Here is a 24,887-nt window from a genome sequence, read left to right as displayed (position 1 = left end):
TTTTATACCTCCTTTATTATGAAACCTGCCTGTCTCAAATCTTCCCAATAACGGGGGTAAGACTTGGAGACTACTTGCGGATTGTTAATCAATATTTCGGGCAATGTCAGGCAGGCAGGGGCAAATGCCATTGCCATGCGATGATCTTCATACGTATCGATGGCAGGATGCTCTTCAGCACTGCATCGTTCTCCTTCCCATGAAAGAACAGCCCCGTCAGTTTCACGGAGTATATACCCCAGTTTCCTCATTTCCGTTATCAGTGCAGCCATACGGTCTGTCTCTTTGATTTTCAAACTTTGCAGGCCGGAGAAGCGGAAAGGGATATTTAGTAACGCACAAGTCACAACAAATGTTTGTGCCAGGTCAGGCTGGTTGATGAAGTCATAATCCAGTCTTTCTATGGCGTTTCCACTTTTTTTCAGAGTGACGGTTTGGTCTTCGTATATGGTTTCTACTCCCAGTGAGCGGAATATTCCGGCTACTTGGCTGTCACCCTGATAGCTTTCCTTGAAAAGTCCGGGCAGTGTGACTTCCGCTTCTTTCGACAAGGCTACTATCTGATACCAGTAAGATGCGGCACTCCAGTCACTTTCTACATAGAAAGGGATAGAATGGTAGGCTTGCGGCTTTACTTTGAGCTGATGGCCGTCTGTCCATTCCGCACAGACACCGAAATCGTTCATCAGTTGCAAAGTCAGGTTGATGTAGGGGCGTGAGATGATATCGCCTGTCAACCGGATGGTTAGTCCGTTTGTCAAAACGGGGGCTATCATTAATAAAGCGGAAATATATTGGGAGCTTACGTTGCCGGGCAGACTGATAGTGTCTTTTTCGAATTTCCGCCCTGTGATGCGTAATGGGGGGAAGCCGTCGTTGGCTACATATTCTATATCTGCACCCAGTTCACGTAAAGCGTTGACCAGCACTTGTATCGGACGTTGTTGCATACGTTGTGTTCCGGTGATGATTCGTGTTCCGGGAGTTACCGACAAGTAGGCGGTGAGAAAGCGCATGGCTGTTCCGGCAGCCATAATGTCAATGGTTTCTTTGTCATCGTTCAAGGCGCGTACCATTACCCGGGTGTCATCGCAGTCCGACAAGTTTTCGGGTTGGTGTGTTCCGTGGCCTAACGCATTGATGATAAGTGCACGGTTGCTGATACTCTTGGAAGAGGGCAATTGGATAGTTGTATGTATCTTAGCGGGTGCCGTTACTTTTATTTGCATCATACCTTATATATAATAATGTGTATCGGAGTGCAAAGTTAGGAATATTATCTTAATACTTGATACGTTGGAGGATAAAAAGAATGTTCTTTTAAGGAGAAGGGGAACCGGAAGCGGGATGGAACAAAAAATCGGGCGGAAAGATTCCGCCCGTCAGTATAATGCTTTTCACAAAGCTCCCATGCTGATAATTTATAGTAAAGTTAAGCTATAGTAATGTCGGAATCCAGGTAAACGTCCTGAATGGTGTGAAGCAGTCCTACTCCTTCATTCATTGGTTTCTGGAACGCTTTGCGGCCGCTGATAAGTCCCATGCCTCCGGCACGTTTGTTCACAATGGCCGTGATGACCGCATCTTTCAAGTCGGAACTTCCATGTGATTCTCCACCGGAGTTAATCAGCCCTACACGTCCCATATATCCGTTGGCCACCTGATAACGGCAGAGGTCGATGGGATGTTCGGAAGTCAGTTCTGTATAAACTTTATCGCTGGTCTTGCCGAACTTGATAGCTGTGAATCCGCCATTGTTGACCGGAAGTTTCTGCTTGACAATGTCCGCTTTGATGGTGACTCCCAAGTGGTTGGCTTGCCCTGTGAGGTCGGCTGCCGCATGATAGTCCACACCGTCTTTCTTAAAGTCATTATTGCGCAGATAACACCACAAGATGGTGGCCATACCCAGTTCGTGTGCATATTCGAATGCTTCGGCTATTTCGACCAACTGACGGCGGCTTTGTTCAGACCCGAAATAAATAGTGGCGCCGACAGCTACCGCTCCCATATTCCATGCCTCTTTCACCGTACCGAACATCACTTGGTCGTAGGACGTGGGATAGGTCAGCAGTTCATTGTGGTTCAGTTTGACGATAAACGGAATCTTATGGGCGTATTTGCGGGCTACCGCGCCCAAGACTCCGAAAGTAGAGGCAACTCCGTTGCATCCGCCTTCAATAGCCAGCTTGACGATATTCTCAGGATCGAAATAAAGAGGATTCGGAGCGAATGAAGCTCCAGCAGAATGTTCGATACCCTGGTCTACAGGGAGGATGGAAACATATCCGGTGTTGGCCAGTCGTCCGTGTCCCAATAAAGTTTGCAGGCTGTTCAGCGTACGGATATTCCTGTCCGAATTAATCCACACCTTGTCGATGGTATCGGCCGAAGGAACATGGATGAGTGACTTATCTATTGTTTTACAAGTATGGCCCAGGTAGTATTCGGCCTGGTTGCCAAGTAAATCTATTATTTTATTCATAAAGTAATTGTTGTTAAAGTTTAGTTATTTCTTTTTTCCCTGATTGGCCACTGCTTCCATTAGCTTCTTTATCTCTTCTGGATTTCCGAGAAAATAGTCATTCTTCAGATTCAATTTATCATCAAATTCAAAGACATAAGGAACGGCAGTCGGAAGGTTGAGGTGTACAATCTCTTCATCGGGAATGTTTTTCAGATATTTAATGATACCTCTCAAGCTGTTGCCGTGAGCCACCACCAACAGTTCGTCTTCTGTTGCCAGAGCGGGGAAGATAATGCATTTCCAATAAGGCAGAATGCGTTCGATGGTTTCTTTCAAAGACTCGGTGCGGGGTAAGTCGCAGTCGGGAACTTCCTTGTAGCGGGTCTCGTGGATAGGATTGCGCGAATCGTTTTCTTCCAATGCATGCGGTGCCACGTCAAAACTGCGGCGCCATATCAGGACTTGTTCTTCTCCGTATTTAGAAGCTGTCTCACTCTTATTCAAACCCTGCAGAGAGCCATAATGCTTTTCGTTCAGGCGCCAGCTCTTTTCTACGGGAATCCAATCCAGGTCCATTTTGTCGAGCACACAGTTGAGTGTCTTGACAGCCCTTTTCAGGAAAGACGTATATGCTTTGTCAAAGTGGAAACCCTTTTCCTTCATCAGTTTGCCGGCTTTGTGGGCGTCGGCTATTCCTTTCTCCGTCAAGTCCACATCCGTCCAGCCGGTGAATCGGTTTTCTTTATTCCATGTACTTTCTCCGTGTCGGAGTAATACTATTCTTTTCATATTTGGTTCTCCTTTCTTGTTACCTTAAAATCGTATGGCTGATATCGGCAAAGTTACTTGCCATTATTTTCATAATCAATACCTACTGATTATGAATTAAACAATGGCGGAGAACGATTTGTTTACTCCCAGTCACTAAATTCAAAGGAGAGCTGTTCCCATCTTTCCTTCTCTGCCGTCCCTTCTCTCTCTTCCTTGGGATTGGATACAGACAGACCGATGAGGCGGATGGGATGGTTGGAGTAGTCTACCTCTTTCAGCAGTTGTTTGGCTAGCGGGAGTATCTTGTCGAGGGTATGCAGTTCATGTGGTTGGGTGATGCTGCGCGTGATTTGGCTGAAGTCGTGGAATTTGATTTTCAGCGTCAGTGTATTGCCGGCAAAACCGTTTCGCTTGAGACGTTCCACCAGTTCGGTGGTCACATGGTAAAGTTCAATGATGGCAGACGAAGGGATGGAAATGTCTTTTTCCAATGTATGTTCACACCCTACGGATTTTCGGATGCGTACTGCTTCTACGGGGCGCAGGTCTATACCTCGTGCAAAGTCATAATAAAGTTGGCCGGCTTTACCGAATTGGCGTGTCAGCATTTCAAGGGTGCAGGTCTGCAGTTCCTTGCCGCTATGTATGCCGAGGGAATGCATCCTTTGGGCGGTGACAGGGCCTACTCCCCAAAAAGATTCGATGGATAGCCGGGAGATGAATTCCAATGCCTGGTCGGGGTGGACGGTGCACAGTCCGTCGGGTTTGCGATAGTCAGAGGCCACTTTAGCCAGGAATTTATTGTATGAAACACCTGCCGAAGCTATCAGTCCCAATTCTTCGCGTATTCGCTTCTTTATTTCCTTGGCAATGTCGACCGCCAAAGGAATGTCGGTCTTGTTTTCCGTCACATCCAGAAAGGCTTCATCCAGCGAAAGAGGTTCGATGATATCAGTATAGGTGTGGAAGATTTCGTGTATCCGGCGCGATACATCTTTATATACATCCATTCTGCCGTGTACGAATATCAATTGCGGACACAGCCGTTTTGCTTTTTGGGACGACATGGCCGAGCGTACTCCATAGCGGCGTGCCTCGTAACTGGCGGCGGCCACTACGCCACGTTCTTCTGCATGCCCCACAGCCAACGGCTTCCCCCGTAGCTCCGGGTTGTCTCTCTGTTCGACGGAAGCATAAAAGGCATCCATGTCGATATGTATAATCTTGCGTTCGGACATATTCAGTTTTTGCATGACAAAGGTAGAAAAAAAGAGGCGGATTCGGTGAACTTATGCTGAAATATCATTCATCACCCCGGAATAGCTTTTATAATTTAAAAAAATAAATTGCGTGTATGTTCCTTTTTGTTTGAAAATGTTGTATGTTTGCAAGGTTAACTTAATCATCGTTTACGAAATGAATAGCAAGAATTTATTATTTATAAGCAAATCATAAACTATGATTATCAATCATTATGAAAGTAAATATCAAAATCGGATTATGTAATTATGCCCACCTCTATGGTTAGGAGGAACTCACCTAAAATGCAAATCCGAAAGGAATGTTTGCTGCGATTCTTCTAAACAATCTGATTGTAAAGGAGGTATATTCTAACTGATTATTAACTTGTAAAAGCATTGTATGTATAAATCATTTTGTCATTTTGCCATCTTAAGCACAATGTGTTTCAGTATCTTCTTTGGCAGTTGCAGCACCCCTGCAGAAACTAACGATGCTGCGGTTATAATATCTGTCAACTCCCAAACAAATGACCAGAAAATCAAAATGTCCGAGTTATACTCAGAATTGGAATACATCAAACTGGAGACTACTCCCGAAAGCCTGATAGCCCAAGTTTCTAAAGTTATTCCCTTGGATACGCAATTACTTATCGTAGATAAAGAAAGCTCTAAAATTCTGCTGTTCGACGTAAAAGGGAAATTTATGGGAACTGTTGGAAGTAAAGGTGTCGGAGTAGGTGAATTTATAGAAATAGAAGATGTAGCAGTAGATAAACAAGGAGAAAAGATATTCGTCTTAGACCATTCAGGAAAACGAATCTTAATCTACGATTTAAAAGGAAACTTTGCCAATGACATAAAAATAGATTTCATAGCACACGAAATAGAATATTTGGAAGATGGAAGTTTAGCCTGTTACTGCGATTATTCAGCAAATGAGGCGTATGAAAAGAATAAGACACGCCCTAATCTTATATTGTTGGATTTAAACAGTGCAGAAACACATCCTTTTTTATATACTCCACAATCAATTTCTGTACAAGAAGTAAATTCGCCTTTTTCAGCTTTGTCTTCACACACTCCTCAGTATGCCTTCCTTTTTGACATATTGACCAATTCTATTTACGAAATCGGGCAAGAAAGAATTAAGAGAACATTTGTACTGAATTTCGGTGACGAGGAGACAGCAAACCAAAAGTCCTATGTCCGCAAGTTGGAAGAAGAGCAATTAACCGCAGAAAGAATTATGCCGGGAGCTTCTGATTCGCCCCAATATCCTGTTATTACATCGTTGATAAGTTGTAATAACTTCCTTTTTCTGAACGCTATCAATTACAGTACGATGGATGTATATCAGATAGTTTACTCTGTAGACGATGCCAAATGTATTTATGGGAAAGCCCAAAAACAATTTCCTATAGAAAACGATATAGATGGTGTTGTTCCCTTTGCGCCCTACGCAGCTTATCAAAGCAAAATATATGGCGTCATAGAGTCATATCAGCTGGCTGCATCAGAACCGACGAATAGTAAAGTTGCAACTTTTTTAGCTGATATTGAAGAAGATGACAATCCTATTATTGTAATGGCTGAGACTAAAAAAATAAATTGAACATTTAACTCATGAAGAAAAAGTATTCCATAATCTTCATTGGTATAGCGATGATAACGTTGAATGTAATTTGTCTGAATTGGGCTATTCAACAGAGAAGAATGAAAGAATTAGCAGCTACAACAGCAAGTGATAGAAAACAGATTCTATCACTTTTACTAGGTAATATACAAATGCATTACACTTATTCAGAATGTCAATTACCTGATATTATATTAATTGATAAATTAAAAAACGAAATAACTCTCTCTTCAATAATAGCTGATAAGAGGAAACTTGCTTTAAAGTTTTCTCCCCAAAATTGTTATTCATGTATTGAATTTGCTATGTCCTGTTTAGAAGAACTTGCCTTAAGCAAGTCTAATATTAAAGAACGATTGTTAATTATTATTAGTGATGCCAGTTATAGGGAATATCAAGCTATATCTAATAGTTTACAATCTGATATTCCTATTTATTTATCTAAAGATTCAGCTTTTAGTACAATATTAAAAGAAGAAAATATTCCTTTTATTTTTGTTATGAATGAAAGATTATGTATGGATGATTTATTTATACCCATAAAAGAAATGCCTAATTATTCAGATTTGTATTTTCATATAATAGAAACAAAATATTTCAGGAATCTATAAAAAGAGGAGAGCAATCTTTCTCTTTGTGGTTTTAAGATTATGCTTAGCCCTCAAATTCTAAATACGATGATAAAACAAAAACTGCTTCCGGCTGTCATGGGATATGCTTGTATATACATATTATGTATTTTTATGACAGCTTGCAATCTTCCCGGTCCATTAGAGCAAACTTTGAGACAAGCAGGAAATAACAGGATAGAATTGGAAGAAGTTTTAAAACATTATCAAAAGGACAAATTAAGATATAAAGCGGCCTGTTACTTGATAGAGCGTATGAGCAAATGTTATTCTTATAGCGATTTATATATCGACTCCTTAAAACAACTCAAATGGTTATCTGCCCAGTATGGAGAAGGAACATGGACGGACTCGGTAAACGACCTATGGTATAATTTCTCCTATCGAAAATCGCCGAAAATATATGACTCACAAGTGATTACAGCGGAATACCTGATTGAAAATATTGACTTAGCTTTCAGTGTGTGGGAACAACGTCCATGGGCAAAGCATTATTCATTCGATGATTTCTGCAAGTATATACTTCCCTATCGCATTGGTGATGAACCATTGGAATCATGGCGCAAAATCTATTATGATCATTATGCGGCAAGTGTTGATTCCATATACGAGGGGAACGACATCGTAAAAACAGCACAAGCTGTACAAGACTTATTTCTAAAAGAACAATTTAAGTGGAACACTCATTTTACTCTACCTCATTTAGGACCTTTATTTCTATTGAAACACCGAGTAGGGGGATGCCGTGAATCATGTGACTTTACGCTCTATTTATTCCGTGCTTTAGGTATACCAACGGCTATTGACTCCTATTTGATTTCCCCACAAACAAATGGGCAACACTCATGGAACGTATTGAAAGATACTACAGGTTTGCTCGTCCCTTTCTGGTTTATGGAATCAGATGTAAAACGTGGACAAAATGACGGACGCCCCAAAGGAAAAGTATATCGAACTATGTTTGGAGGAGAACTTGCTGATGTCACAATGGAATATTTCGGAGAGAATGAAGCCGAATTAGAAATTGACTGCCCACAAGAAATAACCCAAATCAGTCTTTGTGTTTTTTCTTGTGGGAAATACACGGAAGTTGATAAAGTAACTCGTAATGGGAACAAAGCTATTTTCCATAATTTAGAACCGGAAGTTCGTTTTCAGCCGATGTACCATAAAAATGAAATCTTATGTCCAACAGGATATGCTTTCTCCATCACTCGGACCGGAACCGTAAACTTATATAAGCCTGATACATTAAAAAGACAAAAAGCAATATTAACCCGTAAATATCCGGTTCATGCACATTTTAAAGAATATTTAGAATGTATGACAGGACTAATAATCGAAGGAGACCAATCTATGAATTTCCAAAATCCATGCTTATTAGGCCATATAGAAGATACAATCACAACTAATCAAATATGTTTTGATTCGATACCTTCCTTTCCTGTTAAATATATTCGGCTTATTCCTCCTGGAAAATTCTATATTGAAATAGGTGAAATAGCCTTTTTCGATACAAATAATAAAAAGTTGGATACATATATTTGTAAAGCACCTATAGCTAAAGATGCCAAACATACGGAAAAATGTATTTTGGATGGAGATATTTTATCTTATTACGAATCACAAGAAATAACAAAAGAAGAAATCGTTCTTTCTTTTACAAGAAAAAGTCAAATAGGAAAGATTTTATTTGTCCCACGAAACGATGATAATTTTATTAAAAAGGGAGATGAATATGAACTCTTTTATCAGAATGGGACAAAGGGTTGGATATCCTTAGGTAAACAAATAGCAACAACAGACAGTTTAATTTACAATAATATTCCATCAGGAGCATTACTTTGGTTACGTGATTTAACTCGTGGACAAGAAGAACAATTATTCAGTCTTCAAACCAATGGAAAACAATTGTTTTAATGCTTAAGTATACTTATTGTGACAAGAAGGACAATAGCCACAAGCCTGATATCAACATAGGTAAGATTTTACAAAGAACTGGATGACAATAAAATGGCTTTTAATAAATAATATCATTCACAAAACATAACGGCATAAAGAGAATGCTATTCGCCCTCATTGTTTTGCTGTTCTTTGGTGTTGTCACAGTAACCGCACATAGTAAAGAAAAAAGAGTTCAATTTCAATAGAGTGAGCTTAGTGTAAACTCTGCTTGTTCTCTTGTAAAAATTCTGTTCTTTGTTAGGAATTAGGTTCTCCGGGCTAAACGGGAAAGGATGTCTTTTTTCCAATCATTGAGTTGCACTCAAAAGAAAGTTGATAAAAGTTGCTTTCACACGTCACACCCATTGAAATCCTTTGTTCATCGGCGTTTTGAAGTGAAGAAGACGAGGAAGGTTACTTTCACACAGTGCCTCTTTGAATAAGAGATTTGTAAGCATCCGATAAAGTACACATTGTATTTTTCATAAATAGAAGAGGCCATCTCAACAGTTCCTTGCCGCTATGTATGCCGAGGGAATGCATCCTTTGGGCGGTGACAGGGCCTACTCCCCAAAAAGATTCGATGGGTAGCCGGGAGATGAATGCCAATGCCTGGTCGGGGTAGACGGTGCACAGTCCGTCGGGTTTGCGATAGTCAGAGGCCACTTTAGCCAGGAATTTATTGTATGAAACACCAGCCGAAGCTATCAGTCCCAATTCTTCGCGTATTCGCTTCTTTATTTCCTTGGCAATGTCGACCGCCAAAGGAATGTCGGTCTTGCGTTCGGACATATTCGGTTTTTGCATGGCAAAGGTAGAAAAAGAGGCGGATTCGGTGAACTCATTAACAGCTTTCTATGTTTATTTACTTATAACATTTATATATCTGAATTTATGGGAAGGGCACGGAAGAACTACTTTATTTATTTAATGATGCTTCTTCTTTTCGGAGGGCTCATTTATATGGCTATTGTCGGGGGCGAACGGTTTGAACATCTATCGTCATCCCGGGTGGCGGGGCAGGCGGGAGATGCTTTTGATATGTTTGTTGTTGTATTGGCGGATAATATCCAACATCCGCTTTCTACCCTGTTGGTTCAAATTATTGTCGTTTTATTGGCGGTGAGGTTGTTTGCTTCATTGTTTCGTGCTATCGGGCAACCGGGAGTGATAGGAGAGATAGTGGCGGGGATTGTTTTGGGACCTTCTGTCTTAGGAACTCTGTATCCGGAGTTGTTCGGCTTCCTGTTTCGTCCCGAATCATTGACCAATTTAGAACTGATAAGTCAACTGGGATTGGTGCTCTTTATGTTTGTTATTGGCATGGAAGTGGACTTCAGTGTATTGAAAAACAAGATAAACGAGACACTGGTCATCAGTCATGCAGGTATTCTGGTACCTTTTTTGGGGGGAATCATCGCATCCTACTGGATATACGAGTCGTATGCTGCACAGCATACAGCATTTATTCCTTTTGCCTTGTTTATAGGTATATCTATGAGTATTACGGCATTTCCGGTGCTTGCCCGCATCATTCAGGAGCGAAATATGACTCGTGAACCGGTAGGGATTCTTACCATAGCTTCAGCGGCCAATGATGATGTGACGGCTTGGTGCCTGTTGGCAGTGGTGATTGCCATAACTAAAGCCGGAACGTTAGGTGGAGCTGCTTATACGGTCTTGCTTACTTTTGTGTATATCGGTGTCATGTTTGGACTTGTGTGTCCGTTTCTGAAGAAAATCGGTGCCATGTACTCCAATAAAGAAGTGATAAACAAGACGTTTGTCAGCTTTATCTTCTTGGTGCTTATTGTTTCAGCTGCTATAACCGAGGTTTTGGGTATTCATGCACTGTTCGGTGCTTTTATGGCAGGCGTTGTGATGCCTTCCAACTTCGGTTTCAGAAAGGTTATGATGGAGAAGGTAGAAGATATAGCATTGGTATTTTTCCTGCCATTGTTCTTTGCGTTTACAGGGCTCCGCACTCAGATTGGTTTGATAAATACGCCCGAATTGTGGGGAGTATGCCTGTTGCTGGTGACAGTGGCAGTGGTGGGAAAGTTTGGAGGATGTGCGGTGGCTTCCCGCTTGGTCGGCGAGTCGTGGAAGGACAGTTTCACCATTGGCACTTTGATGAACACTCGCGGACTGATGGAACTGGTTGCTTTGAATATCGGTTATGAGCTGGGAGTGCTGCCTCCTTCCATATTTGTGATATTGGTTATCATGGCACTTGTCACGACTTTTATGACTACGCCGTTATTAAACTTTGTCGAATGGAGTTTCACTGTTCATCGACAGAAATCGGCGTTGCAGCGTAAGCTTCTTCTCTTTTTCGGACGTCCGGAGTCCGGAGGTAAGTTATTGTCTGTCTATCGACTGCTTTTTGGTAATCAACTCTCTCAACATCAGATTATTGCCACTCACTATACGCTGGGGACGGATTTGAATCAGACTAGCGCGGAACAGTTTTCGGAAGAAAGTTTTGAACCGATAGAGAAACGTGCCGGCCAACTGCATCTACAGATAGAAAAACGTTATCGTGTAACTGATAATTTGGTTCCCGATATGATTTCAATGGTGGAAGATGAAGCACCCGATATTCTGTTGTTGGGTGCCGGACCACGGTTTATGACAGATGGTGAAAAGTCTATGACCTCTTTCTTCGGGCTCTTCCGTAAGAAAGTGAATGATGTGTTGGAAGAAGTTTCCTGTCCTGTGGCTGTTTTTGTCAACCGCGAGTTTAGGGAGGGAGAGGAAATTGCGGTTCTTGTCAATGGTGCGGAAGACGAGTTCCTTTTCGGCTACCTGAAGCCGTTGTTGGAGGAGGGAAACCATGTACTTCATCTCTATTATTTTAAAGGGGGAGACGAGGAGTACATGGCACGTGTTTGGAACTTGGGCAAACAATATTCCGGCAACGTACATCTGCGTCCTTTGGTAGAAATAGCAGATTTACGTTTGCCGGATTCTTACGGTTTACTGATTCTGAGCTATAATGCTTGTGTCGGCATTGCGGCAGATGAAGAAATCTTTAAGTCACTTCCTTCTTTGCTGGTGATTAAAGATACCATACATTCATCCGTCATTTACAAATGACATTGAATTCGTAAATGGAAGGTGGTGCAGATGCTTTCAGTACGTTCAGGCGTATTTGTGAAGTGCGGTAACAGTAAGGAAAATGAATGACCTTACAGTCGCCCATGGGAACGTCCGAACGGTAAATCGTTTCCCAATCCCCATCCTTCCATATTTCTATTTGATAGTCCTTGATGCGGTTAATCCTGTAGTTGGAGAAGCCGTCCGTTCCGTTTTTGACGTCGCAATATTCGAAGATACTGATTTTATTGAAAGGTTCTTTCTCGTCCAGCGTCAGGGTCAACGTCGCCACTGTGTCGGCAGCCGCCCATCGGGTTTGCATACCTCCGTCTGTGGCAAACTGTGCACCATATTTGTCCTCGTCATTGCCGTAGGTGGAAGAGGCAGTCACTGTACTGTTCAATGAAATGAATTTTCCGTTGCGCGGCAAAGTTTTCCCTTTTTTTATTCCCAGCCGTTTGTTCAGTTCGATGATAGTGCTGGCTTCATGTTCGCGTATGCGTCCGGTTTGGTCGGGCGGAATGTTTACCACCAATGTATTATCATTGTCGGTACACCAATAGAACAGCTCTTCCAGTTCATCCAAATCGCGGACAGGCATGACGGACGATTTCTGGAACCAGTTCCATGCCTTGCTCAGACAAAGGGTGTGCTCAAAAGGCAGATAATAAGATTTTCCTTGATGTAGATACTGCTTCTTGTCGGCTTTGTGGGCAATTTTAGGGTCCCACAAACGGAAATCGCTTGGAAAGTATTGGAAGGTGTATTTGTTGTCCACCGTCATAGAGTCGGGGAGTGCAAACTTACGTTCTCCCTCTTTCAGGACAATGGTATGATTGACTCCTACGGCGCATGTGGGTTGCAGTTTCTTGATGTGTGAATAAATGCGGGGCAATTGCCACTCTTCCGGCTTCTTGTCCCATCCTCCGTCAAACCATATTTCCTGCACCGGTCCATAGTTGGTCAGCAGCTCGGTTAGTTGGTTTTGCATATAGTCAATGTACTTGCCGAAGTCTTTTCCTTTGTACAGGGGTTCGTGGCGATCCCACAATGAATAATAGATGGCAAACTGCAGACCGTACTTTTTGCAGGCCTTGGACACTTCGCCCACCACATCTGTCTTAATGGGCGAGGAAGCCACATCGTAGTCGGTATATTTACTGTCCCACAGGCAGAAGCCATCGTGATGCTTAGTGATGAGCAGGACATAGCGGAAGCCGGCATCTTTGGCCACCCTCACCCATTGGTCGCAGTCCAGTCGGGTCGGGTTGTATGCACTGACGGGGACAGTGCCATCCGACCATTCATCTCCTGAGAATGTATTCACTCCAAAATGTATAAACATTCCGTATCCACGTTTCAGCATGGCTTTTTGAGTCTCATTCGGAGTATCCGAAGGGGTGATTTCCTGAGCGTGTGTACACACTATCGCGAATAGTAGTGCAAGAAAAAGAATGGATTTGTGTGTTTTCATATAATTGGGTATTCTATTTTGTTTCAGTTTTCAAAAGTATATCTTTTCTGCTGAATAGGCTAATATATAACAAGTAAATTCAGACCTTCTTTTAATATTCTTTACCCGCCGAACAGTTTTTCTATCCGTATTTTGCCGGATGAAAGGAATGTATCACACGAGATTTCATTGCCAAGAGTCTGTCAGTCAACGCACTCGTCTACCTTGTCGGAAGGAGTGCTTTTGTGTTTCGGTTTTTTATATATCTCCTTCAATTCTTCAAATGCGCTTTGAAGATAACTTATGTGCTCTTCTTTAAGCATTAATTGTTTTTGGCATAACTCTATGCTCTGTTCTAATAGGTCGATTATTTTTCCATTGTTTTCGGCTTGGGCCATCAATAGTTGGTTGTAATAACAAGTATCTTCGTATTTCGTGGCTAAGTTGTGAATCCAATAGTGCGACTGTTGGCTAAGTTTTGTAATGGCCACTTCCAACATTACAAAGACAACTCTTTCATCCATTGACATTAGCCGGGCAATAGTATATATATCGGTTTGGTTGGCAAACGCAAGGAATATTTTACGTTCGGTTTCTCCGAGCAACATGCTCAGTGCATGACTGACAATCTCGTTGATGGCTATAACCTGTTCGCTCAGTTTTTGTGTAAGGCCTCTTGTCGTGCTGCCTGTTTTCAATTTTTTCTTAGAGCGAAGCGCTTTTTGCAGAACATTTACCAGCGAGTCCTTTTGAGTCAGTTGCTTGAGCGCATCAATATAGGCCATGAGGCTGTCTTCATCCACAAGAATTACACCCGCAGCGTCGGAATAAACCACTTCGTGTGTTTCGAGTATACGAAGCATTTCTTTTTGGGAGATGCCATATTTTCTCATCAGTGTTCTGATTCCTTTCCAGTTAGTCATATTGCTGTTTTTTTAGGTTAAGAGAGGATAAAACAAAGATATAAATATTTAAGGATATATTGTCTTTTTTTAGATTAAAAACTTTCTGTTTTTTTGAGAGAGTTTGCCCGAAGCTGGAATACATGGTGTTTGGAACTCCCTAAGTCGTTTCATTAGGCAGGCTAAGCGCTTTCGTCCTTTCGATTATGCCTGTCTGTCCGTCAGATTACTACAGTCTTCGGCAGTGGACTGTATAGTCCGCTACAGTAGACCGTACAGTCCATTGCAGTGGACTGTACAGTCCGCCGTCGTAGACTGTAATAATCTTCCGTTTAAAAGGCCTTGGCTGACCCTACGAAACGGCTTACTCTTCCCTTTGTTTGTGCTATGTTATAAGGAGATAAAAGAATTAATATATCAGGCTATTGATGAAAAGGATTCACTAGTATCTCGGATTGTACAAATATGGATTATTTTTGTGTCATCAAAGAACGGTTGTATGAACGTAGAATGTGAAAAGGAACATTTGGCAAGACTTTATGAAAAAGGAAAACCGATGATACGAAGCATCGTTTCCAACCTCAAACAGTCAATGGTTATTAAAGAAAATAACTGCTTTGTTTTAAAAACAGCTCTTGGTATGATATTATAAAAACAAGAATAAGGTTTCTAATGGAGCATCTAAAACATGGGTAGGGCATAAGTTATCCGAAAAGTGATTGACTCAAAGTGTAATCAAAAGGTAATCGCTATAAATGAAAAGGAGTTAAGTCAATGACTTAACTCCTTTTGCTCAGCTTGTCGGGGTGACTAGATTCGAACTAGCGACCACACGCCCCCCAGACGCGTACTCTAACCGGGCTGAGCTACACCCCGAATTGCGGATGCAAAGGTACAGCTTTATTTTAAAATAGCAAATCTTTCAGCTTCTTTTTTTAGAATAAAATGCATTTTGTTTTATTGAAGCCTATGTATCAGTTAGTTATTGTTTGGCTCTAAATTATACTTGATTACATGGATTCACGATAGAAATCGAGCATATCCATAATTTCTTCTTTAGTTGCCGACTGGTTGATTTGAATGTCACCCACATCAGCCAATAAAGTAAAGTTGATTCTGTCGGCGATATTCTTCTTGTCATGTGTCATGAACTCGTAAAGACGGTCATAATGTTTGCAGTCGAAATCCAGTTTACCATAATGATTCTTGATAAATTGGAGAGTTTGGCGCAGTTTGTCTGTGGGAAAGCCAATCTTTATATGAGAGAAATATAGTTCGCAGACCAGTCCCCAGGCAACAGCATAGCCGTGTAGCACCGGATGATTGGTCTCCAAAGCAAAACTTTCAAAAGCATGCCCCACCGTATGTCCCAAATTCAAAGCCTTGCGTATTCCGGTTTCATATGGGTCACATTCGACAATCTTCTCTTTGATTTGAACGGATTTGGCAACCAGCTCTTGCAATGCCTTATAGTCTGTCTTGTTGAAGTCGAAGTTTAATAACTCAGCCCAATGTTCAGGTGTGCTGATAAGCCCGTGTTTCAACATTTCCGCGTAGCCGGAAAGCAGATTGTGCATATCCAGTGATTTTAAGAATTCACTGTCTATCAGCACTGCTTCAGCCGGAGAGAAGACACCGATTTCATTTTTCAATCCATTGAAGTTGATGCCGGTTTTTCCTCCTACAGAAGCATCTACCATGGCAAGTAAAGTGGTGGGGACATTGATATATTCAATGCCTCGCTTGAATGTTGAGGCTGCAAAACCGCCCAAATCTGTCACCATTCCTCCACCTAAGTTGATGAGCAGTGAATGGCGCGTAGCTCCTCGGTCGCCTAATTGTTTCCATACATAGGCCAAGGTATCAAGATTCTTATGTATATCCTCGGCACCGATGCTAATCAGTTCCGCATCCGCAGTAAAGCCGGCTTCTTTAATGACCGGTATGCAGAGTTCGCGGGTATGCTCGTCAACCAGAATGAATAATTTGTCATACGTGCATTGGCCGATGGCATCCGCTAAATTCTCGTTTAGATTATGGCAGATAATAACCTTTTGTTTACTCATAGCTTTTTATATATTTGCCTGCAAATTTAGGTAAAAAAGCAAAAAGATGGGCGTAGTTTGCTTGCAAATAATTACTTTTGTACGTTAAATACTAAAATAATGAAAGGAATTCTACCCACTTATTGCAGAACCATGGGATATACTCTTTTAATCCTGTGTGTGTTCTTGCCGTTGATGATGTTTATGTTTGGAATGATAAACGACAGTAACTTGTTGTTTACCAAAGCCTCTGTGAAGTTGTTTATTTGGTTTTCTCTTTTCATGATATTTCTGGCAAAGGTGAAAAACGAGAATGAGGCAACATCTAAAATCCGTGTTAAGGCCATTTGTTATGCCATTTATCTTTTAGGCATTTATTATATTGTTATGCTTGCCAGGGGAGTCTATGATGGAAACCTTGAAGAAGCCGATAATTCTATTGCTATTGTTTATATGGCTTTCAATGTACTTTGTCTAGAGTTTGGCATTCAAAAGAGTAAAGTAGACAAGCTTTTTAAAAAATAATCTTCTTTTCCGTTAAACCTTTTGAGGGTGGAAGTGTCCAAAGGACATTAGGCATTAAATCTCATTAGGAAAAATAGAAAGATGAAGAAATTGATACTTTTGTTGTTACTGGTGTGTGCCGGTACAACTCTCTCTTGGGCCCAGGGCGGCAAACGAGTCACGGTAAGCGGAACTGTAGTTGATGGAGATGACAAGAGTCCGATAGCACAGGCTACCGTACAGTTGCTTTCTCTGCCGGATAGTACAATGGCAGTAGGAAATGTTACCAATAATAATGGTGTTTTTTCTGTGGCGGCACGTCCCGGAAAATATGTTTTGAAGATTTCCTTTGTCGGTTATCTGACGCAGGAGAAGCCGTTGCAATTGACGGCCGGAAAGCCTTCTGTCAATGTAGGTACGGTGACTTTACCCACTGATGATATTATGCTGGGTGAAGCGATTGTGGTGGCTGAAGCTCCTCAAGTGACTATCTCGGAAGATACAATCGGATATAATGCATCCGCCTATCGTACTCCCGAAGGAGCTATGCTGGAAGAACTGGTGAAAAAACTGCCCGGAGCCGAGGTTGATGAAGATGGAAATATCAAAATCAATGGTAAGGATGTGAAGAAAATCATGGTGGACGGTAAGGAGTTCTTTGGCGGTGATGTGAAGACCGGATTGAAGAACTTGCCTGTCGATATGGTTGATAAACTGAAGACTTATGATAAGAAATCTGATTTGGCGCGTATTACAGGTATCGATGACGGTGAAGAGGAAACGGTGCTGGATTTGACAGTCAAGAAGGGTATGAATCAGGGGTGGTTTGGAAATGTCGATTTGGCGGGAGGTACTGAAGACCGCTATATGGGACGTGCCATGATAAACCGTTTTTATGATAAAACTCAATTCTCTATTATCGGTTCTGCCAATAATGTGAATGACCAAGGATTTTCGGGTGGGGGAGGCGGCCCTCGCTGGAGACGTAATAACGGACTGAATGCCACAAAGATGCTGGGTGCGAACTTTGCTACGGAAACGTCTAAACTGGAATTGGGAGGTAGTGTGCGCTATAATTATCGTGATGCAGATATCATCAGTAGCGGTTATTCTCAACGTTTCTTGCAGAGCGGCAATTCTTATTCAAATACGAATTCAAACAACCGTAACAAAGTAAGTGATTTTAATGCGGATTTCCGTATGGAATGGAAACCCGATTCAATGACAAATATTATCTTTCGTCCTAACGTCTCTTATAACAAGACCGATGGGGCTACAATGAAAGAATCAGGTACTTTTAATGACGATCCTTATAATTATATTGCCAATCCGAATGACTATCTTAATTTTAATGATATGGATGGCAATGATCCGTTGCGCGATATCCGTGTCAATGCGACCAATGAGCGCGGCTTGTCGGATACCAAGAGCGTGTCTGCCAATGCCACTTTGCAGGTGAACCGCAAGCTGAACGATAAAGGGCGCAACATTACGTTCCGGGGTTCGTTTGGTTATGGCGATAACGACAATGATCAATATACCCAGTCAGAGACTCGTTATTATCAAATACATAATTACTTGGGAGGAGACTCTATCCAATACCGCAATCAGTATATAACGATGCCGACTAAGAATTATAACTATACGGCACAGCTGACGTATAGTGAGCCGATTGCACGGGCTACTTTCCTGCAACTCAGCTATCGGTTTCAATACAAAAACAGTACGAGCGACAAGTCTACTTATGATTTACAAGGTTTCCCTTGGGAAATCGGTGACGGATTGCCCGAAGGATATGAAGCTGCGTATGTGGATAGTTTAAGTAAAGATGCCGAGTATCAATACTTTAACCATGATGTCTCTTTGGGACTGCGTTTCATTCGGGAGAAGTATCAGATGAGTGTGGGAATGTCTTTGCAACCGCAGAATACCAAGCTTTCTTATAAAAAAGGAGCGTATATGGTAGATACCACTCGCACTGTCTTTAATTTTGCTCCTAATCTGGATTTCCGCTATCGTTTCTCTAAAGTGAGCCAGTTGCGCATCACTTATCGCGGACGTAGCAGTCAGCCGAGCATGGAAAACTTGTTGCCGATTGTCGACAACTCGAATCCGCTGAACATCCGTGTCGGTAACCCTGGTTTGAAGCCTTCGTTTGCACATACCATGCGTGCATTCTATAATACATATAATGCTAAAAAGCAACGTGGAATGATGGCGCACTTGATGTTTACCGCTACTCAGAACAGCATCAGTAACAGTACGCAGTATGATATGGAAACCGGACGGACTATTGTCACTCCGCAAAATATTAATGGCAACTGGAACGCTTTCGGTATGTTCGGTTTCAATACCGCACTGAAAAACAAGAAGTTCACCATCAATTCTTTTGCACGCGCCAATTATCAGAATCAGGTGGCCTATCTTTATAATAAGGATACAAAGATGGATGATAAGAACACGACTACCGGTCTGACGCTGGCAGAAAACCTGAACGGTTCGTATCGTAACAGCTGGTTTGAATTCTCTTTGAACGGTTCTATCGAATATACGGCGGAACGTAGTAAATTACGTCCGGAAAATAATCAGAATCCTTATACATTCTCTTATGGAGCAAGTACCAATATCACTCTTCCCTGGCAAATGACTTTGTCTACCAATATCACTAATCAGTCAAGAAGAGGATATAACGATGCCAGCTATAATAATAATGAGTTGATATGGAATGCCCAGATAGCACAGAACTTGCTTAAAGGAGCTGCAACTATCAGCTTTGAGATGTATGATATCCTGAAGCAACAGAGCAATGTCAGCCGTTCACTGTCTGCCGATATGCGTTCGGTTACAGAATACAACAGTATCAACAGTTATTGTATGGTTCACTTTATTTATCGTCTGAACATCTTCGGAAGTAAAGGGGCACGAGATAAAATGATGAATAACAGGCGCGGTTTCGGGGGGGGCGGCTTTGGCCCCGGTCCCGGAGGACATGGAGGACGCCCATTCTAAAATAAGCATAGAAGAATCTTTTCCCAATCTATATTGTTATAGGTTGGGATTTTTTTTATATGTTTGCTAATGTGTAAATCAGAGCTATGATAGAATGGAGCATATTCAATGAGATATTTACTGTTGCCTTTAACCTGCTTTACTTTATAATTATCATTGGCACTATTATGATAGTGGTGCTTGATAATCGTAATCCGGTTAAAACAATGGCCTGGGTGCTTGTGCTCTTTTTTCTGCCGATAGTCGGACTTGTTTTTTATTTCTTCTTCGGTAGGAGCACACGTAAGGAGAAACTGATTGGCCGTAAAGGGTTTACCCGCTTGATTAAGCGTCCGATGGCAGAATATCAGGCGCAGAAGGCGTTTAAATGTCCCGAAGACCAGCACCAACTAATGCGTTTCTTTAGAAATGTGAACAATGCTTTGCCTTTTGAAGGCAACAAGACGGAAGTCTATACCGACGGACTGTCCATGCTGCAATCGTTGATGAAGGCAATCAGTAAAGCGAAGCATCATATTCATTTGGAGTTTTATATATTCGAAGATGACTCTGTGGGCAGGTTGTTGCGCGATTTATTGATTGACAAGGCTCGTGAAGGAGTTGAAATCCGTCTGTTGTATGATGATGTAGGATGCTGGAAAGTTCCCCATCTCTTTTATGATGAAATGAGAGGTGCCGGCATTGAGGCACGCAGCTTTCTGAAAGTCCGTTTCCCGGTTTTTACGAGTAAGGTGAATTATCGTAATCATCGTAAGATAGTGGTGATTGACGGGAAGGTTGCCTTCACGGGAGGGATGAACATAGCTTTGCGTTACATGAAGGGCTTCCAATGGGGGATTTGGCGTGATACTCATATTAAGATAGAAGGGAAAGCTGTGTATGGATTGCAGACGGCGTTCCTGACAGACTGGTATGTGGTGGATCGTACTCTGATTACTTCTTCCCGTTATTTCCCCGAGATGGAGAGTTATGGTAATGCTTTGGTACAGATTGTGACTTCAGATCCGGTGGGAGAGTGGCGGGACATCATGCAGGGTCTGTTGATAGCCATCAGCAGTTCACGCAAATATTTTTATATCCAGACTCCTTATCTGCTGCCTACCGAACCTATATTGATGGCTTTGAAAACGGCTGCTCTTGCGGGTGTAGACATTCGTATCATGATACCGGAACGTGCTGATACGCGGTTGACTCATTTGGCTTCTCTTTCTTATTTGGATGATATGATGCGTGCCGGTGTTAAGATATATCTCTACCAGAAGGGATTCCTTCATTCCAAATTGATGGTGAGTGACGATATTCTTTCTACGGTTGGTTCCACCAATATGGATTTCCGAAGCTTTGAACATAACTTTGAGGTCAATGCTTTTATGTATGACCGTACTTCTGCATTCACCTTGAAAGAGATTTTCTTGAAAGACCAAAAGGACGCTTTCCTATTGCAGAGAAAACAATGGATGAAGCGTCCGTGGTATCAAAAGGTACAAGAATCTACTATTCGGCTTCTGGCACCGTTGCTCTAAAGAAGGAGAAATTGACACTGCCATATATGCGGCGTTCGATGAAATGAGGATTATCCTCAAAGTTTTGATCTTTTCCGTGTTCCAGTACCAGCAATCCGTCTTCCTTCAGCAGTCCGTTTTCGAAAATACGGCCGGGAATGCTTTGCAAATCTTTTAATGAGTAGGGTGGATCAGCAAAAATGAAATCGAATTGTTCGCTGCATTTCTCAATGAATTTAAAGACATCGGCACGGACAGGAAAACACTTGTCGGTTTTTACTTCACGCATTACTTGGGAAATGAAGGACAAGTGTTGAGGGTCTTTTTCTACCGAGATAACTTTGTCGCAACCGCGAGAGACTAACTCGATGCTGATACTTCCTGTTCCGGCAAAAAGATCGAGTGCGGTTACTCCGTCTTCAAAGTCGAAATAGTTATTACTTAGCACGTTAAACAGATTCTCTTTTGCAAAGTCTGTTGTCGGGCGTGCTTTGAAACTGTTGGGTACGTCAAATCGGCGCCGTTTGTAAATTCCACTAATTACTCGCATAAGATTAGAGTTTGCATATCAAAAGGTATATCTTCAATTTTGCTTATCTCAGAACGGTTGAACTCAGCTTTCGGATTGATAACAAATACTTGGCGCAGATACTTGCGCAGGTCGGTCAGCAATTCTTCCTTATCTTTAAATCTTCCGGTCACTTGTAATTCATCTTTTTCTTGGTTGTAGCCCAGCTGTTGCCATATATATAATAGGTAATACACACGGTCGGCCGTTTGTTTGCAGGGGAATGAGTTTATTAATAATAATTTTCCCTTGTCATAGCAGTATACTTCTATCAGATGTTCGCGGACGTGGGCATAGAGCTTTTTACTGTTGCCTAGTCTGCTTTTTTGCGCAAAGTATTCTGTCAGCGGACTGACCGTCGAGAAGAAACGGGCGGTGGGAAAGTGTTCTGTCAATAATTGGTGGGCATGCTTGTCCATGGCAAACAGAATCACCACATTACTTTTGCCCAGCACATTGCATAGCACAATCTCATTATTGGCCTTTGGAAAATTATGATAAAATAATGCATCCATCTGTTCGTCCTCGAATAAATCAAAAGGAACCGGAGTGGATCGGGGAGAGTCTACTAAAATGTTTATCCGTTTATAAGGATACTTTAATACTTCTGTGCTTGCCAGCATTTCTTTGATATTGGCAGTCATGGAACAGAAGGTATTGACCGGATAGGAGTCGAAGCTGAAGTCGCTATCTCCTAACGGATTGTAGATAGAAAAAGAAAATCCATCCGCACTGAGGCGGATGGATAATGTATATTGTTCCGATTTAGTAAAATCGATACGTTCAGTCATTCTTATTCCCAGTTACCTGCGTTGTTGTTAGGCTGTTCGATATCACCAACTCTCAAACCACAGTATTTGCCAAGTTTGCTTTGAAGGTCTTTCAAGTTAGCCAATTCCTGTGCGTTCAAACCGCTCAGATATGTTTCGTATGGAGTCTGTGCCTGGAATAAGTGCAAAGGAGCACCTGATTTGGTTGTATCGTTACGGATAGCCATTTCAAACTGTGCACCGTTTCCGAAGGGTACATATCTCATAGAGTCTGGGTTGAAACCTGCACCATAAATAGTATCGGTTACAGCTACCCACATTGTATCACGTTTGAAGTTCATCAAACCTTCTTTTTCTACTTCTTTCCAGTTACCTGTCTTCTTGGCCTTATTGATAATAGCCATAGCCTTCTTTTCAGTCATACCGGCTTCCAACTGAGCATCAGATAAAACTCCTTCTTTCTTTACGAACGGAAGTTTTGCGGTTTTAACAAAATCAATCAAAGTATCAAAGCTGGCAGTATATGCACCTGAATGTAGGTTACGGTATTCCAACTGCGCTTTACGGATGTCAATCAAGCGAGCTTTTACTTCCTTCTCTCTAGCCTTTTTAGTGTTGTCAAAGTTAATCGGTCCCACGATGCTACCATAGCATACATATACCAAACCGATAACGCAGGCAGCCAATACAATATTAATAACTGTTTTCATGATAAATATGTGTTTTTTTTAGTTTATATTCGCATCGCAAAAATAAAATAAATAAATCTAATAACGCACAGTTCAGGGAACTTTTTATTACGCAATTATGATTAATAATTATTTAGTGCAGCAAATTAAGGGAAATTTTCTATATAAACCAACTTTAGAGCAAGAAAAAGCTGTTAAATCTTTAGCAGATTTTCTTTTTTCCCGCCAACAGGATTCGGTTTTCCTCTTAAAGGGGTATGCCGGAACCGGAAAGACGTCTCTCATCGGGGCGTTGGTCAAAACTTTGGACCAGTTGCAACAGAAGTGTGTTTTGCTGGCTCCCACCGGTAGAGCTGCAAAAGTATTTTCACATTATGCCGGGCATTCCGCTTTCACGATTCATAAGAAGATTTACCGTCAGCGCAGCTACTCCAATGACATGGATAACTTTTCTTTGGATGACAATCTGCATCAGCAGACTTTGTTTATTGTCGATGAGGCATCCATGATAGCTAATGACGGTTTGTCGGGGGCGGCTTTCGGAACGGGACGTCTTTTGGATGATCTTATTCAGTATGTGTATGCCGGAACCGGTTGTAGGTTGATGTTGATTGGTGATACGGCGCAGCTTCCTCCGGTGGGTGAAGAACAGAGTCCGGCTCTTTCTCCCGATATCTTGAAGGGGTATGGGCTGGAAGTGTACGAGACACAACTCACCGAGGTGGTTCGCCAGACGCATGATTCGGGTATCCTGTGGAACGCTACGGAATTGCGCCGTTATATTTCGGAAGAAGAGTTCTTCGCGCTTCCTCCCATTCGTGTCGAAGGATTCCCGGATATTCGTATTGTTCCGGGGAATGAACTGATAGAGGCAATCAATGACAGCTATGATTATGCGGGAATGGATGAAACCATTGTGGTTTGCCGTTCCAACAAGCGGGCTAATGTTTATAACAGGGGGATTCGCAACACTATTCTTTATCGTGAGGATGAATTGAACAGTGGTGATTTACTGATGGTGGCAAAGAATAATTATTTCTGGACGGAGCAGTGCAAAGAGATAGACTTTATTGCGAATGGCGATATTGCTGTGGTACGCCGTGTGCGTCGGGTTCGTGAAGCGTATGGTTTTCGTTTTGCAGATGTAGTGTTGGCTTTTCCTGATTATGATGGTGTGGAATTGGAGGTTAAGTTATTGCTTGATACTCTTCATACCGATACTCCTGCTCTGCCTAAAGAACTGAATGATAAGTTATTCTATACAGTGTTGGAGGATTATGCCGATATCAGCATGAAGCGGGAGAGAATGAAGAAAATGAAGGCTGATCCTCATTATAATGCTTTGCAGGTGAAATATGCTTATGCGGTGACATGCCATAAAGCGCAAGGCGGCCAATGGAAGCGTGTTTTCCTTGACCAAGGCTATATGACGGAGGATATGCTTACGCCCGATTATTTTCGCTGGCTTTATACTGCTTTTACCCGTGCCACCGAAACTCTGTATCTGGTGAACTGGCCGAAGGAGCAAACCGAATAGAGGAATTACCGTACCACTAAAGGCAAATGTCACGTGAGGGTGTGTTAAGACTCCGGTATCGCTATCAATTAGCCTGTCATTCTGAGCAAAAGCGAAGAATCTGTATACACAAAGTAATTGCAAA

At 42.0% G+C, this 24,887-nt stretch carries 18 protein-coding genes, 1 tRNA gene and 2 pseudogenes; 9 read left to right on the top strand and 12 right to left on the bottom strand.

Annotated features, from left to right (window positions below):
- Positions 1-2: 2 nt before the first annotated feature.
- From IR173_RS14875 to dinB, 4 genes are all read right to left on the bottom strand, one after another.
- Complete coding sequence (locus tag IR173_RS14875; protein WP_237040365.1) at positions 3-1,229, bottom strand: 3-phosphoshikimate 1-carboxyvinyltransferase; 1,227 nt, start codon at positions 1,227-1,229, stop codon at positions 3-5.
- Positions 1,230-1,432: 203 nt separating this feature from the next.
- The gene (locus IR173_RS14870) at positions 1,433-2,485 is read right to left on the bottom strand and encodes a class I fructose-bisphosphate aldolase (RefSeq protein WP_237040330.1); all 1,053 of its coding nucleotides are present in this window, start codon (positions 2,483-2,485) and stop codon (positions 1,433-1,435) included.
- Between the two features lie 24 nt (positions 2,486-2,509).
- Positions 2,510-3,256: a 2,3-diphosphoglycerate-dependent phosphoglycerate mutase gene (gene gpmA / locus IR173_RS14865; RefSeq protein WP_237040329.1), complete on the bottom strand. Its 747-nt coding sequence runs from the start codon at positions 3,254-3,256 to the stop codon at positions 2,510-2,512.
- A 122-nt stretch (positions 3,257-3,378) separates the two neighbouring features.
- Positions 3,379-4,476, bottom strand: coding sequence for a DNA polymerase IV (dinB, locus tag IR173_RS14860; protein ID WP_237040364.1), 1,098 nt, complete (start codon positions 4,474-4,476; stop codon positions 3,379-3,381).
- Positions 4,477-4,879: 403 nt separating this feature from the next.
- Here dinB and IR173_RS14855 point away from each other — a divergent pair, with 403 nt between their 5' ends.
- The 3 genes from IR173_RS14855 (at position 4,880) to IR173_RS14845 (ending at position 8,661) form a co-directional block, all read left to right on the top strand.
- On the top strand, positions 4,880-6,091 hold the full coding sequence (locus IR173_RS14855; RefSeq protein ID WP_237040328.1) for a 6-bladed beta-propeller: 1,212 nt from the start codon (positions 4,880-4,882) through the stop codon (positions 6,089-6,091).
- Between the two features lie 101 nt (positions 6,092-6,192).
- The gene (locus IR173_RS14850; protein WP_237040327.1) at positions 6,193-6,723 is read left to right on the top strand and encodes a hypothetical protein; all 531 of its coding nucleotides are present in this window, start codon (positions 6,193-6,195) and stop codon (positions 6,721-6,723) included.
- Between the two features lie 66 nt (positions 6,724-6,789).
- A complete protein-coding gene (locus tag IR173_RS14845; RefSeq protein ID WP_237040326.1) occupies positions 6,790-8,661 on the top strand; it encodes a hypothetical protein in 1,872 nt (623 codons plus the stop codon).
- Positions 8,662-9,192: 531 nt separating this feature from the next.
- Here IR173_RS14845 and IR173_RS14840 read toward each other — a convergent pair.
- Positions 9,193-9,471: pseudogene (locus IR173_RS14840) on the bottom strand (Y-family DNA polymerase); the annotation flags it as partial.
- A 108-nt stretch (positions 9,472-9,579) separates the two neighbouring features.
- Here IR173_RS14840 and IR173_RS14835 point away from each other — a divergent pair.
- Positions 9,580-11,784, top strand: coding sequence for a cation:proton antiporter (locus IR173_RS14835; RefSeq protein ID WP_237040325.1), 2,205 nt, complete (start codon positions 9,580-9,582; stop codon positions 11,782-11,784).
- On the opposite strand, the gene IR173_RS14830 is transcribed toward IR173_RS14835, so the two are convergent.
- The gene (locus IR173_RS14830) at positions 11,771-13,258 is read right to left on the bottom strand and encodes an alpha-L-fucosidase (RefSeq protein WP_237040324.1); all 1,488 of its coding nucleotides are present in this window, start codon (positions 13,256-13,258) and stop codon (positions 11,771-11,773) included. The genes IR173_RS14835 and IR173_RS14830 overlap by 14 nt on opposite strands.
- A gap of 182 nt (positions 13,259-13,440) precedes the next feature.
- On the bottom strand, positions 13,441-14,160 hold the full coding sequence (locus IR173_RS14825; RefSeq protein WP_237040323.1) for a hypothetical protein: 720 nt from the start codon (positions 14,158-14,160) through the stop codon (positions 13,441-13,443).
- A gap of 457 nt (positions 14,161-14,617) precedes the next feature.
- Between IR173_RS14825 and IR173_RS14820 the strand changes: the two are divergent.
- Positions 14,618-14,739: pseudogene (locus IR173_RS14820) on the top strand (type II toxin-antitoxin system RelE/ParE family toxin); the annotation flags it as partial.
- A gap of 201 nt (positions 14,740-14,940) precedes the next feature.
- Here IR173_RS14820 and IR173_RS14815 read toward each other — a convergent pair.
- Together IR173_RS14815 and aroB are read right to left on the bottom strand one after the other, a co-directional pair.
- A tRNA-Pro gene (locus tag IR173_RS14815) sits at positions 14,941-15,015 on the bottom strand.
- 134 nt (positions 15,016-15,149) lie between these two features.
- Positions 15,150-16,205: a 3-dehydroquinate synthase gene (gene aroB, locus IR173_RS14810; RefSeq protein WP_237040321.1), complete on the bottom strand. Its 1,056-nt coding sequence runs from the start codon at positions 16,203-16,205 to the stop codon at positions 15,150-15,152.
- Between the two features lie 99 nt (positions 16,206-16,304).
- On the opposite strand from aroB, the gene IR173_RS14805 reads away from it, so the two are divergent.
- The 3 genes from IR173_RS14805 (at position 16,305) to cls (ending at position 21,220) form a co-directional block, all read left to right on the top strand.
- Positions 16,305-16,709: a hypothetical protein gene (locus IR173_RS14805; RefSeq protein WP_237040320.1), complete on the top strand. Its 405-nt coding sequence runs from the start codon at positions 16,305-16,307 to the stop codon at positions 16,707-16,709.
- A gap of 81 nt (positions 16,710-16,790) precedes the next feature.
- Positions 16,791-19,697, top strand: coding sequence for a TonB-dependent receptor (locus IR173_RS14800; protein ID WP_237040319.1), 2,907 nt, complete (start codon positions 16,791-16,793; stop codon positions 19,695-19,697).
- 86 nt (positions 19,698-19,783) lie between these two features.
- A complete protein-coding gene (cls, locus tag IR173_RS14795; RefSeq protein WP_237040318.1) occupies positions 19,784-21,220 on the top strand; it encodes a cardiolipin synthase in 1,437 nt (478 codons plus the stop codon).
- Here the strand turns inward: cls and IR173_RS14790 are convergent.
- The 3 genes from IR173_RS14790 to IR173_RS14780 are packed head-to-tail and all read right to left on the bottom strand — an operon-like array spanning position 21,192 to position 23,247.
- Positions 21,192-21,749 carry an RsmD family RNA methyltransferase gene (locus IR173_RS14790; RefSeq protein ID WP_237040317.1) on the bottom strand — a complete coding sequence of 186 codons (558 nt, stop codon included), beginning with the start codon at positions 21,747-21,749 and terminating at the stop codon, positions 21,192-21,194. The two genes, cls and IR173_RS14790, sit on opposite strands and share 29 nt — an antisense overlap.
- The gene (locus tag IR173_RS14785) at positions 21,740-22,558 is read right to left on the bottom strand and encodes a DUF3822 family protein (protein ID WP_237040316.1); all 819 of its coding nucleotides are present in this window, start codon (positions 22,556-22,558) and stop codon (positions 21,740-21,742) included. The genes IR173_RS14790 and IR173_RS14785 overlap by 10 nt, the downstream gene beginning before the upstream one ends.
- A gap of 2 nt (positions 22,559-22,560) precedes the next feature.
- Positions 22,561-23,247, bottom strand: a complete 687-nt coding sequence (locus IR173_RS14780; RefSeq protein ID WP_237040315.1) for a hypothetical protein — start codon at positions 23,245-23,247, stop codon at positions 22,561-22,563.
- A gap of 97 nt (positions 23,248-23,344) precedes the next feature.
- Here IR173_RS14780 and IR173_RS14775 point away from each other — a divergent pair, with 97 nt between their 5' ends.
- Positions 23,345-24,763, top strand: coding sequence for an ATP-dependent DNA helicase (locus IR173_RS14775; protein ID WP_237040314.1), 1,419 nt, complete (start codon positions 23,345-23,347; stop codon positions 24,761-24,763).
- Positions 24,764-24,887 lie beyond the last annotated feature (124 nt).

The sequence above is a fragment of the Phocaeicola faecalis genome (assembly GCF_021730445.1).
GTDB classification, from domain to species: Bacteria; Bacteroidota; Bacteroidia; order Bacteroidales; family Bacteroidaceae; genus Phocaeicola; species Phocaeicola faecalis.
The sequence above is the reverse complement of the archived record's forward strand: the minus strand, read 5'-3'. Positions and strand labels throughout refer to the sequence as shown.